Genomic DNA, 12,869 nt, shown 5'->3' on the forward strand with positions numbered 1-12,869 from the left:
TTTCTGTTGATAAACGGATAAAAGCGTATGACTTAGATTTTTTTATGATTTTAAAATATTTCAGCGTTACTTAAATAGTGTATTTTAGGACTTAGATTTCGTTTCATTAACAAATAGAGTATTCATAAAAAAATTAAAGCGCTGAGCTTTATAACATGCTCAACGCTTATAGGTTGTGTGTACTACTAAGATTTTTATTCATATAAAATCAATATTTAATTTATGCTTTAATGTTTAGACCAAACTGACTGAAAATCTTTGTGTTATTCAAACCAGTTATCTTCAATTTCTTGTTATTTCTTAATGCAATTGACCATACTGTCTTAAAAGCTTCAATTCCATCTCTATCAATCTCGTTTACCTTATTTACATTAATGGTTAAATTTTTCAATTGTTCTACGAAATGCTCTGCTCTAATAATAAATAGTCTTGCAGTTGCTGAATTTATTCTTCCTTCTAAATAAACTGTTCCGTTGGTATGTGTTACTTGTAATGCCATGATTTTGTTATTTTGATGATTATAATGTTTTATGATTATGCAATGAATTGGTTTTCAAAATGATCGTAAATTTCTTTACAACCTAAACCTGTAACTGCAAACTTTTTATTTCTTTTAAGTGCGATTGACCATACAGTTTTAATTGCCTCTATTCCATCTGTATCAATTTCTTTTACTTTATCAATATTGATTTTGATATTCTTTAGCTTATCCACAAAGTGTTCTACATGAATAATAAATAATCTTGCTGTTGTAGAATTAATTCTTCCTTCTAAATAAACAGTTCCTTTGTTTTGTGTTACTTGTAATGCCATGATTTTTTTAATTTAACTTGTTTCTTGATCTTAATTTCTAAATAAGACTAGAAAAAAAAGTAGAACTATTGCCGAAAAACCATTTTCTGAGGTTTAATGATTAAATACTATTGCTTAAATTGTAGTCAAGAAAAAACAATATGAAAACCCAACCAATTAACCTACTATTTTTCCTATTTGTCTTTAATTTTCTTTACGCTCAGGATATGAAACCTGGCTTTTCTTATCTGGAAAAAGGAAATTATGAGCAAGCAGAACATTTTTTTGAAAACGTCTTAAAAACGCATCCAACCAACAAAACTGCCAGATTATGTTATGGTAGAGCTGTTGGGCTTAATGGAAATTCAGAGAAAGCGATTACCTTATTTAAAAGTTTATTAAATGATTATCCCACAGATTATGAAGTAAAGCTAAACTATGCTGAATCTTTACTTTGGAATCGAAACTTTACTTCTGCTGAAGATTACTACATAAAACTTGTAAATGAAAATAGTAAAAGCTTCCCTGCATTATTAGGGTATGCCAATACTCTTTCAAACTTGAAAAACTTCGATAAAGCAATGACTTATGTAGATAAAGCTTTAACAGTTTCTCCTGGAAATCCGAATGCACTGCTTTCTAAGAAGTATATTCGTTTAGGGTTAGCAAACAAAAAAATACAAACTCAAGAATATGAGGAAAGTGAAAGCATATTAAAAGAAAATCTCATTGATTTTAAAAACGATTCGGAAACACTTCAAAACTTAGCCAACTTATACTTGATTTCAGAACAAAATGATAAAGCCGAAAAAGCTTTTGAACAAATCGGAGAAAATCCAAATAATCAGCTCATTTCTCTAAATGGAATTTCTCTTACAAATCATTTAAATGAAAAAGATAAAGAAGCATTACTTATTAGTGAGAAAGCTTTTGGACTTATCAATGATAAAACAGTTAATTCGGTTAAAGAAAGAACTATTGAAAGATACATTCAAGCTTTAATTTGGAATAAAAAATTCTCTAAAGCTCAAAAAGAAATAGATAATCTAATTACACCGAATAAGACTCCTGAAAATTGGATTCTAGCTTTAAGAGCTACTTTAAACATTTATAAAAATGATTTTAAGAAGAGTGTAAATGATTATGATTTAATTTTGAAAAAAGATAGCGCTTCATTTGATGGTAATTTAGGAAAAGCCAACGCGCTAAAAGCAATTGGTGACGCCAAACAGGCCTACACTTATGCTGATAATACATTAATGTTTTATGAAAATCAAAAAGACGCCATTAATTTTATAAAAACTCTAGATAGGACCTTTACTCCATTCGTAAGTTCCAAAGCTTCTTATTCCTTTGATAATGGTAACAATGAAGCATATTCGTTAGTAGTTCGTTCTGAGTTTCCTCTTTCTACAAAGTTTAAATTGTTTGGAAGTTATAATTATAGAACAAATTCAAATTCTGTGAGTAATATTAATGCTAATTCAAATAATTTGGCATTTGGATTCTCTTATCAACTACTAAATAACCTTACTTTTACTGGCGATGCTGGAATATTTGTATCAGAATCTAATGTTAATGATTATAGTCAACTATTAACGAATATGAGTTTTAACTTCAAACCTTTTAAACTCCAAACTTTGGATTTTGGTTACAAGAGAGAAATGCAAAATTTTAATACTGAATTGCAGGATAGAGAAATTGTTATGGATAATTTTTTCGTGAATTATAGTTTAAACACCAATTTTAATCTTGGTTTGTATTCTCAGTATTTTTACACAACCCAAAACGATGGAAACTCTAGAAACTTATTCTTTGCCTCTTTATACTATTCCTTATTAGAAAAACCATCTTTAAAAGCTGGAATTAACTATCAAAATATATCTTTTAAAAATCAAGTACCAACTATTTATTTTAGTCCAGAAAGTTTTAATGCAGTAGAGGCTTTTGTAAATATTATTAAACCAGATTTAACTGTTAAAGGAAAAGGATGGTTTTATGAATTAACCGCTGCAACTGGTTTTCAATATATAGAAAATGATGATAAGCAAAATACCTACAGATTTCAAGGTAAGCTAGGTTATAAGATTTCAGAAAGAAGTTTATTGAAATTATTTGGAACACATAGTAATATAGCATCAACTATTGCTACCGGATTTACGTTTACCGAAATAGGAATTCATTTTAAATACTACTTCCTTAAAAAGCCTGTATTTGAAACGTCGAAGTTATTTTAAAAAGAAATTTACAGCAGATCTAACCTTTTCATTAAATCTGGTCTATTAGATCTACTTACAGGTATTACATCTCTATTAATAAGTACACTGTTATCTTCAATATCAATAATCTTCTTTACGTTTATGATATAAGATCTATGAACTTTTAAAAACAGTGATGGTGGTAACTTTTGCTCAATTTTTTTCAATGATGCATGAACTTCATATTCATTATCATCTGTTTTCACGAAAATATAATCTCCTTTAGCTTGAACAAAACAGATCGTTGGTAAATCTATTTTCACCAATCTTCTATCAATATTTACATAAAAATCGTTCTTCTGCTCCTCTTCTATTTGCGCAGCATTGTTACTTGAAGGAGCTTTTGTAGTTTCTAAATTTTCTAAATAAATTAATTTTCTTGCTTTATCAATCGCTTTTTCAAATCGTTCTCCTGTAACTGGTTTTAATAAATAGTCTACAATAAAACTAAACTCGAAGGCTTCGATAGCAAATTTTGAATCTGTTGTTGTGAAAATTACTTTCGGTGGATCTTTAAGTGTTTTGATAAAATCTAAACCTGTAAAGCCAGGCATATGAATATCCAAAATAATAAGATCTACTTTATTCGTGTGTAAAAACTTAAAAGCCTCCATCGAATTTTCGAACTCTTTTATAACATTAAGATCCTTAATATCCTCGCAAAGAGTTTTAATAATAACTCTTGCCATTTTTTCATCATCAATAACAATACAATCCATAAAAAATTAAATAGTTTTCAGGTAATTTGTGATTGTAACTAAGATTTCCTCAAACTCATTAACCTTATCACTTTTAGCATCTCTTAATTCGTTTTCAAAATCATTAGCCAGTGTATACGCACTCTCAAGACCTAAAATACTAATTTTATGCTTAATTCTATGAACATTCTCAGCGATTAATTTATAATTTTTGGTTTCTAAACTGTTGTAGTAGTCTTCCTTTTCTTCAGGAAATTCTATTTTTAGAACTTCAATTAATTGATCAATTAAGTCTTGATCTCCTCTAGCGAGTTCTTCTAAATAGGATAAATTTGGTTGTTCCATAATTATTTTTTCATTGTGAAATAAAAAGTTGATCCTTTATTTAATTCAGATTCCACCCATATTTTCCCCTCGTATAAATCAATAATTTTTTTAACAATTGCTAATCCCATCCCAGCAGATTTGTATTCGTTTTCTAATTTTGAAAACGCAATAAATATTTTTTCAAAATAAGATTCGTCAATTCCTTTCCCATTATCTTTCACATAAAATTGCCAATGTAGTCCTTTGTCTTCATAACCAATTTCTACTTGTTTATTCTCATTTAGATTGAATTTTAATGCATTATCAATTAAATTTTTAAACAATTCTTTCAAACTAAAAACATCTCCCACAACCACAGGTAATTTCTCCGAAATTAATATCGAAACATCATCTGGAATTCGGGATTCTTTTAAAATTGTATTGATTAAATTATTCAAATCGACCTTATACAACTCTTTTTGAGATCGGTTTATTCTTGAATATTTTCTAATTGAAGCAACTAATGTGTCAATTTTCTCTACATGTTCACTAATTAATTGAATATGGCTTTGTCCTTCTTCATTTAAATCATCTTTATGATCATCTATTAACCATTGTGTTAATGTTTCGATACCTTGAAGTGGAGATACCAAATCATGCGAAATCATGTGCGTATAATCATTCAACTCTTGATTTTGCTGCTCTAAACTAGTCAATAGTTTATCTTTTTGCTCATTAACTTTGATTATTTCTTTCGTTTGTTGATCAATAAAATCAACCAATTTTATGGTACTCGAATGCTCTAAAGAACCAGTATCATCAAGATCAGAGATATTTAATGTTTCTAGTACCTTCTTAAGCTTTTCTATAATTCTTCTTTGCTCGTCAGTTTCCTTTTTAAGTTTGTCACTTGCCTCGGATAATTCCTCAGAACTTATGGCCATAGCTCTTTGCAACATGGAGAACTGATTATCCGAATTCACATATGATTTATTTACGGCATCAAGAAACTCCTTCAGCTGTCCGCTTTCCTGAAGTTCTTTCGATAAATACTTCCTTATTTGTCTTTTTAAAAGAGAATTCATTATCTGTTTATGCCTATTATTTTTTAATTGTAAAATAAAAAGTAGTTCCTAATTGAGGTGTACTTTCTAACCATATTGTTCCTTTATACAAATCAACAATTTTCTTAACTATTGACAAACCAATACCTGTAGAATCTTCTCGCTTAGTAAGAGATTGAAATACTTTAAAAATTTTATCGTGAAATTCTTTTTCAATTCCTATTCCGTTATCTTTTACAGTAAACTGATAAAAAGTGGTTTCCTCTGTAAATTCAATTTCAATTAAACCATTTTCTTTATCATTAAACTTTATAGCATTACTTATTAGGTTTTGAAATAACTGTTGAAATTTTGTTCCATCTCCGTTTACCGTTGGTAAATCAGGCGCAATTTTAAGTTTAATATTCTCAGGAATGAATAAGGTTTTACTAATGTTGTCCAACACTTTATTTAAATCAACTTCTACTTCTTCCGTTGCAGAATCCGCACTTGAATAATTTAAAATGTTGGATATTAATTTATCCATATTTTCAAGAGTTGTTTCTATCAAATCTATATTCTGCAAGGTATCTTCATCAAACTTATCCATATTATCAGATCTAATCCATGAGATTAAAGCATCGATAGTTCTTAATGGTGATTTTAAATCATGAGAAACTACATGGGCATATTCATAAAGTTCCGCATTACTCTTTTCTAATTTCTTTAAAATTTGCTCTTTCTGCTCTTCTAGAAGTTTTACTTGAGTTACATCTCTTACAATACCTTGAGCCGCTACTGGCATATTTTTCCCATCATAAATCAAAGTAGCATTAATTTGCACCCACTTTACTTCTCTGGTTTTGGTGAATACTCTTGCGCTGTAATTCTTAAAATATCCATCTCTCTGTAAATTTCCGAATGAAGCCATTGCATACTCAATATCATCATAGAAAATAAGATCAACAACATTTAGTTTTTCCTTTTCTACATCATATCCAAACATTTTGGTTGCTGCATCATTAAACTTCAGAACATTTCCGAACAAATCAATTACAACATAAGCATCTAAAATACTCTCAAAAACTCCTTTTAATTCGGATGATTTTTCAGATAATAGATTTTCTAATTTGGCATTTGAATCTTTCAATTCATCAGATAAGAAGTATAATTCCCTTGATTTATCTTCAAGAATTTTCTCAGCTGCTTTTCTTGCTGCTTTCTCTCTTTTTAAACTTCTAGTTAATATGTCAATTTTTTCTTTGCTCATTAATTTTTCTTAATCACAAATTTTACTTCAGTACCATCATCTTTAATATTTTCAGTAACAATAGAAGCGGTACTATTAAAGTGTGCGAATGTTTTATTCATTAATCCTAAACCGAAATGATGCATTGCTCTACTTGATTTGTAAACCATAGTCAGAGAATCCTCAGTTTTTTCTTCTATTATAAATTCTGGAAGTTCAGCATCTGGATAGATTTTTCGAACTTCAACATGAATATGATTTTCAACAGAAGAAAGCATTTCAATAGGATCTTTATAACGATCTAATAGTCCTTTATAACTTGTTTCAATAACGTTGAAAAAATGTTCTCCATACGTTAATAACAAATCACTAATTGGTATTCCTGAATTTGCATTTAAGCTTTGTAGAAGTTGTAACATTTCAGAAAATTGATATGTTCCGATTGAAGTGTAAATTCCATCTGAATCTAAATCGGATTCAGAGATAATCTTATCTACCATTTCAATTCCGAACTTTTCTTCAACTAAATCTAAAAACTCTGTAAATACAATACCTTTCATATGCTAATATTTTATTAATTCATTTAAACTCCAATAGGTTAAAACAGCCTCAATTTTCGTTTCATAATCTCTATACTTTAATGGCTTTAATATATATCCAGAAACCCCGATTTTAAAACATTCTTCTAAATCTTTTTGGTTATCTGACGTTGTTAATATTACAGTAGGAATATGCCTTAACTGTGGATCTTTTTTCAATATTGCTAAAAACTCTACTCCGCTCATTTTAGGCATATTTAAATCCAATAAAATTAAGTCTGGTAAATTGTTTTTATCTTCTAAAATTTTAAACGCTTCATCTGCATCTCTTGCTTCGGTAATTGTATGTTTTAATTCTGAATAAGAAACTGTCTTTTTAAATTTTACAACTTCTATCAAATGATCTTCAATCAATAAAATGTTTAAACTTCTTTTTAAAATATTCATAATTATCACTTGTTTTAAAAAATAATTCTAACCTAGAAAATACCATTCCTATTTCAATAATTATCTCTTATTTAGATGAAACACTTTTATGTTTAGATAAAATGTTAAACACATACTTAATTCTATTTTTAACTAATCAAATTGGCGTATCTTGCGGTTGATTTTAAGGTTATGACTATGCAAGACAATACTGTTTTAAATTATATAAAAAACGTAATCAATAATTTACCTAACGATTGGTTAAAATTAACCACACATCGATTAGATATATACAATGAACAACTGGCAAAAACAGAGTTTTTAGATCAGTTTGATCATCTTTTTAAAAATAACAATTATCAAGCTCCCGCATTAAACGAATTACCAACAGCATTTGATTATATTCGACTTGGACATCCTTTATCATGTGTTCTAGAGTGGACTATTGCCAACTTAAATCAAATAAAATCGGATCAGGTAATTAGCTTTTCATCTGAAAGTATTCCAATCTTAGCAATTCTTCGAAAGAATTTATTTGCTAATAAAAATACATTAATTTTATTAAAAAACGAATTTCCTGAGAGTTTTGACATCGAAACAGTAAAAAAAGTTTACGGATATGAGTTCGAAACACAGAAAATAGATAGTAATTCTGAAATTCCTGATTTTGATGGAACAACTATTTTATTTGAGAGTAAACAAGATATTTGTCAATTCGAATACCCATCAAAAGTTGATTTTGTTATTAATACTCGAAAAGATTTAGGAAGTATATTACTAGTAAACGGGAAAGAAAACGAAGAATATATTTCGGAAATTCAACATGTGCGTAGAAGAGAAACTATTGCAATGACTCCTGCAAACACATTACTTGCTCTTCAAAAATTATCAGGAGTTCCTTCAGATGTTCCTCAATTTAATTATGCAGAGGATCAAAAAACAGTTTTAAATGCGATAAAAGATATTACTGGAGTTGGAACAAAAGCTGTAGTTGGATCAAGTGGTCTTTCAATACAATATGCAATTGTTATGGGATTAATTGATCACGCAATTGAAAATCATACAGACCGACCTATAAAAATCGTTGTTCCTCCAAATTGTTATGGTGGAACCAATGATCAAGCTCGAAGAGTTGCAGCTTGTTTAGATAATGTTGAAGTAATGGATTTACCAGTTGATGGTGGAAACGATATGGTAAATAGTGTAAATATTGTTTTAGACAAGATTGCCGAAGAAAATGCTGTGCCTTATATCATTGCTGAAATTCCTACAAATCCGAGAGTGGAAGTTCCAGATTTAGTTAAACTTAAAGAAGTTTTAAGTAAGGAGCGTAAAACAACTTCTGGAGAAAGTGCAATTGCACCAGTATTTATTTTGGATCAAACATTTTGTCCGAACGTGTACTTCTTAGGTGACAATGAAATTTTATCATCTGTACAAACTATTGCTTATGTAAGTGGTTCTAAATTTCCTAGTGGAGGAAGATGTACAGCTGGATATTGTACCGCAAATACGAAAGCCGCGAAGTTAATGGACAAGATTGAATATCATATTCAACTTTGTGATAACGAAGCTACCGCTTTACAAATGGAAATTTTAGCTGAACAAATGCCATCAATGAATCAAAGAATTCAGGATGCTTATGTGAATACTAGAGAATTTGTAAGTTTTATTGAAAAAGAATTACCTAACGCGAAAATAAACTTTGTTTCTGAAGAATTAGCTGAGCAAGGATTTACGCCATCTGTTTTCTCTTTAGATCTTCCTACAAAAGGTAATACGGAAGAGGAAAGAGAAATCTATAAAAGAGCTCTCAACCTTAAGTTGATTAACTTAATGATTTCAGAAATACCAAATGAAAGTAAATATTGTGTGAGTTATGGACAGTTAAAGGGTTGTTATTGGACAATTCCTGCTACTTCAACTCAGGGAACAACCAAAGAAGGTGATAAAGATTATATTGCTCGTGTTGCTCTTTCTGCAAATATGGATTTAGATTTACACAAAAAAGTGTTTTTAGATTTTGTGAAAGAAATTTAAGACTAAGATATTCTATAACAAAAGAGACAAATTCAATTTGAAATTTGTCTCTTTTTATTTTCTTATGGTAAAGTGAAAAGTAGCACCTTCATTTACTTCTGATTCTGCCCAGACTTCCCCTTGATACAAATCAATTACTTTTTTTACTATTGATAATCCCATACCGGCGGAAGTAGGATCATTTTGAAGTTTGAAAAACGCAATAAATACTTTTTTTAAATACGGTTCATCAATCCCTTGTCCATTATCTCTTATATGGAATTTCCAAAATTCATCATGTTCATTACATCCGATTTCTATCTTCTTATTGTCTTTATCATTGAATTTAATTGCATTCTGAATTAAATTTACGAACAGGTGCTTAAAACTGTGTTTCTCTCCTTTTAAACTTGGCAATCTATCCGTAATATTAACCTGGATACTTTTACACAAATTCATTTCATTAATTGTATCATCAACAAGTTGATGTAAATCTAAATCAGAGTTTTCTTTGCTTACTTTTTTTATAGAAGAATAATCGCGAATTGCTCCAACTAACGTAGCAATTCTATGAACATTATCACTAATTAAATTTAGTTTTTTAAGTCCTTTTAAATCAATTAGATCTCCATAATCATCTTCTAATAAATGTGTTAATGTTTCGATATTCGAAAGAGGTGAAACCAAATCATGAGAAACCATATGGGCATAATCATTTAACTCTTGATTTTGTCTTTCCAGGCTTTCCACTAGAATATCTTTTTGCTCATTTATTCGGATGATTTCTTGAGTCTGTGCGTCAATGAAATCAATAAGTCGAAGTGAGTTAGAATTTTCAAGGGTTCTATCTTCTTCTAGTTCATGAACATTTAACGTATGTATTACGCTTTTAAGTTTTTTAATTAAATTTCTTAAAGATTCTGCCTCTTCTTGCAACTTTTGATTTGCTTCAGAAAGTTCATTTGAGCTTAACTCTGTTGCTCTTTTTTGCATGAAAACTTGATCCTCCAAATTTACGTATGAACGATCTACAGCATTCAAGAATTCTTGAAGCTCTTCACTATCTTTAAGATGTTCTGGTAAGTATTTTCTTATTTGTCTTTTTAATAAAGAATTCATCATTCACTTATTAAAGTAACTGTCATTGTTTGATTATGTAATTGACATTTTGTTTCTCCATCAAATGGTGCTATTTCTCCGTAAGAATACATTCCACATACGGTAACATCATCTCCTATTGCTTCAATCACTTCTTCTACCTCTTCCTCTACTCTTTGATCTAACACTAATTTTCTTCCAACACAACTTACTAATAAAGCTAACTCTGCTTTATTTTCTCTTATTTTGGAAGCATTTCTTCCAGCTAATTCTGAAGCATCAACAATATTATCTACATGAGTCATCATTAATTGAACCTTTTCACCTTCTTTTACATTTCCTGCTAAAATCATTGATTGATCACCTTCATCAATATTTAATATCGTTCTCACTATTGAATGGTTCTCGTTACTTGATTTTACTTTTAATGGATATAGCAAGGCTGCACCCGGAAGCTCTTTAGACTTATCACCAAGATATGTCTTATATAAATCTAAAGCTGGTTTATGATCTAATTCGTAAAGAATATTCGCTTCTGATTTTGTAACTATTCGTTCTGGTCCAAACGGCGTCCATCCTCCATTAATAGAAAATGAAACCTCAAGAGAATCTCCATATAATCCAATTGCTATAACTTCTCCCGCTTTTGGCTTATCATTATAAGAAGCAACTGTTTTTTCAAATCTTGCATCGTCACCGCATAATCCACCTGTAATTAGCAAATTATTATCATGGGCAGAATTCATTCCTTGAGTTAGATCACTTCCGTTTACAAAACTTCCTTCTGATACTACAAAAACATGTTTTAATCCATCTTTTGAAAATTGATTAATTAATTGCTTCCCTGTATCAAAACTATTGGTATTCGTTTCTAAAATATTTACACGCTTGATAATGAATTTGCTTTTTTCAAATTCAATTGCAGTAATCGTAACACTTTCTTCTTCTACATTATCGGAAGTTATATCTCCGGATGTAGATCCAAAAACAATATGTCCGTCTTTAAAAATAGATCTTACTTCATCATAAATATTGTCATCATCTAAAAGATATCTATTTCCAAATACTAACACTAAAGGCTCATTAAGCTTGATATTCTCGCTTAAATAATTCCATTCGGAATCTTTTCTTTTTTGTAATTGTACCGTTTTCATTGCTAGATTTAATTATAAATCAATTTTTAGTTTTAATTGACTTTTTTTGGTTGACGCTTATAAAAATAGTCGAATTTTAACATATGTTTATAATTACTATTTAACAAAGTAAGCGTTTACCGACCAAATGCATAAAAGTATAGACGAAGTGTAAAAATAAAGCACAAGTTGAGTCAAATTCTCAACTTGTGCTTGGTAGTACGTATTTATATTCGTTCAAGAACAATCCCCTAAAAAATTCTTGTACAAATAATTAGTGCAATAAAATGCTGGTGTTTTAAATTAATCTCCCTTTTATTATACCAAAAAATGCACCCCCGTACTTACATAATTGTACTATAATTTACAAAAAATATTTTTAACACACTTAACTCAATTGATTACAAATCAAAACTTTAACTCTTCATCTTTATCCCAAATTCCCCAATAGGCTCCAACATCACCTTCTGCTCCAACCTTCCAAGACTCATCAAAAGATGAAAAATAAAACATTGGTATGTTATCTTCTATTGACCATTTTTGAGCATTTATAAAATATTTTAATGCATTTTCATGCGATGGAATTGCACCGTCCAAACCTTCTCCTTTACTTGGCCAACCCGTTTCCGTTATGATAACTGGCTTACCTCCTCCTGCATCTCTTGCTTGATAATACATTTGCTTCATGTACATTAGAGAATAATCAATATTACAACCTTCCCAATATGGATAGCAATTGGTTAATATTACATCACAAGCTTCCGTAATTTTAGGTCGATGAGAAAACTCATAATATGCATCAACATATCCCATTGGAATACTCCCTGGTAATTCTTTCTTTACACGATACATAAATTCTAGAAGTTCCTCTTCTGTTAAGTCTTTCCTATACATTACTTCATTACCCACTGCAGCAATATCTACATAACCTTCTTCTGCTAATTTTAGTAATCCTAAAACTTCATTTTCATTTACTTCTGAATCATCACCTAACCAAGCTCCCACTAAAGTTTTTATTCCCATTTCTTTAGCTATAACAGGAATCAATTCATTACCTTCTGTACAAGAAAAAGTTCGAATCCACTCAATGTGTGGTTTCATTATGGTTAACCTTCTTCTGATTTGTTTTTCTGTAAGTTGATCTCCTGGTTTTTGTCCTTCTTCGTAAAAACTAGAGCATAATCCATGCAGACCAGCGTCTAAAAGGTCTTTAAAAATGTCTTTTAAATCTTCATCAGATTTTCCCTCTACAGAAAATCCAGAATTATGTATTAATGATTTTATTTTGCCTGCTCTATACGACATGAT

Annotated in this window: 13 protein-coding genes; 2 read left to right on the top strand and 11 right to left on the bottom strand. The window is 29.7% G+C overall.

The genetic code is table 11. From position 1 onward, the window contains the following. Positions 1-220: 220 nt before the first annotated feature. Both ABNT61_RS04735 and ABNT61_RS04740 read right to left on the bottom strand, forming a co-directional pair. A complete protein-coding gene (locus tag ABNT61_RS04735; RefSeq protein ID WP_348725790.1) occupies positions 221-499 on the bottom strand; it encodes a hypothetical protein in 279 nt (92 codons plus the stop codon). Between the two features lie 35 nt (positions 500-534). After that, the gene (locus tag ABNT61_RS04740) at positions 535-813 is read right to left on the bottom strand and encodes a hypothetical protein (RefSeq protein WP_348725791.1); all 279 of its coding nucleotides are present in this window, start codon (positions 811-813) and stop codon (positions 535-537) included. A 140-nt stretch (positions 814-953) separates the two neighbouring features. Between ABNT61_RS04740 and ABNT61_RS04745 the strand changes: the two genes are divergently transcribed. After that, complete coding sequence (locus ABNT61_RS04745; RefSeq protein ID WP_348745048.1) at positions 954-3,029, top strand: tetratricopeptide repeat protein; 2,076 nt, start codon at positions 954-956, stop codon at positions 3,027-3,029. Between the two features lie 8 nt (positions 3,030-3,037). Here ABNT61_RS04745 and ABNT61_RS04750 read toward each other — a convergent pair whose 3' ends face one another. The 6 genes from ABNT61_RS04750 to ABNT61_RS04775 are packed head-to-tail and all read right to left on the bottom strand — an operon-like array spanning position 3,038 to position 7,332. Then, a complete protein-coding gene (locus ABNT61_RS04750; protein ID WP_348745049.1) occupies positions 3,038-3,769 on the bottom strand; it encodes a LytTR family DNA-binding domain-containing protein in 732 nt (243 codons plus the stop codon). Between the two features lie 6 nt (positions 3,770-3,775). Beyond that, positions 3,776-4,093, bottom strand: a complete 318-nt coding sequence (locus ABNT61_RS04755) for an Hpt domain-containing protein (protein WP_348713687.1) — start codon at positions 4,091-4,093, stop codon at positions 3,776-3,778. Positions 4,094-4,095: 2 nt separating this feature from the next. Further along, positions 4,096-5,139 (bottom strand): sensor histidine kinase, encoded by a 1,044-nt coding sequence (locus ABNT61_RS04760; RefSeq protein WP_348745050.1) that lies wholly within the window; start codon positions 5,137-5,139, stop codon positions 4,096-4,098. 16 nt (positions 5,140-5,155) lie between these two features. After that, the gene (locus ABNT61_RS04765) at positions 5,156-6,367 is read right to left on the bottom strand and encodes a sensor histidine kinase (protein ID WP_348745051.1); all 1,212 of its coding nucleotides are present in this window, start codon (positions 6,365-6,367) and stop codon (positions 5,156-5,158) included. After that, on the bottom strand, positions 6,367-6,906 hold the full coding sequence (locus ABNT61_RS04770) for a heme NO-binding domain-containing protein (protein WP_348713690.1): 540 nt from the start codon (positions 6,904-6,906) through the stop codon (positions 6,367-6,369). Before ABNT61_RS04770 ends, ABNT61_RS04765 begins: the two co-directional genes overlap by 1 nt. Positions 6,907-6,909: 3 nt before the next feature. Continuing rightward, positions 6,910-7,332, bottom strand: coding sequence for a response regulator (locus ABNT61_RS04775; protein ID WP_348713691.1), 423 nt, complete (start codon positions 7,330-7,332; stop codon positions 6,910-6,912). 177 nt (positions 7,333-7,509) lie between these two features. Between ABNT61_RS04775 and ABNT61_RS04780 the strand changes: the two genes are divergently transcribed. Next, the gene (locus tag ABNT61_RS04780; protein ID WP_348745674.1) at positions 7,510-9,351 is read left to right on the top strand and encodes a cystathionine beta-synthase; all 1,842 of its coding nucleotides are present in this window, start codon (positions 7,510-7,512) and stop codon (positions 9,349-9,351) included. A gap of 54 nt (positions 9,352-9,405) precedes the next feature. Here ABNT61_RS04780 and ABNT61_RS04785 read toward each other — a convergent pair whose 3' ends face one another. The 3 genes from ABNT61_RS04785 to ABNT61_RS04795 form a co-directional block, all read right to left on the bottom strand. After that, positions 9,406-10,449, bottom strand: coding sequence for a sensor histidine kinase (locus ABNT61_RS04785; protein ID WP_348745052.1), 1,044 nt, complete (start codon positions 10,447-10,449; stop codon positions 9,406-9,408). After that, a complete protein-coding gene (locus ABNT61_RS04790; protein WP_348745053.1) occupies positions 10,449-11,582 on the bottom strand; it encodes an FIST signal transduction protein in 1,134 nt (377 codons plus the stop codon). Before ABNT61_RS04790 ends, ABNT61_RS04785 begins: the two co-directional genes overlap by 1 nt. Before the next feature lie 387 nt (positions 11,583-11,969). After that, positions 11,970-12,866, bottom strand: a complete 897-nt coding sequence (locus ABNT61_RS04795; RefSeq protein ID WP_348745054.1) for a glycosyl hydrolase family 17 protein — start codon at positions 12,864-12,866, stop codon at positions 11,970-11,972. Between the last annotated feature and the right edge of the window lie 3 nt (positions 12,867-12,869).

Source organism: Tenacibaculum sp. 190524A05c, from assembly GCF_964036595.1.
GTDB classification, from domain to species: domain Bacteria; phylum Bacteroidota; class Bacteroidia; order Flavobacteriales; family Flavobacteriaceae; genus Polaribacter; species Polaribacter platacis.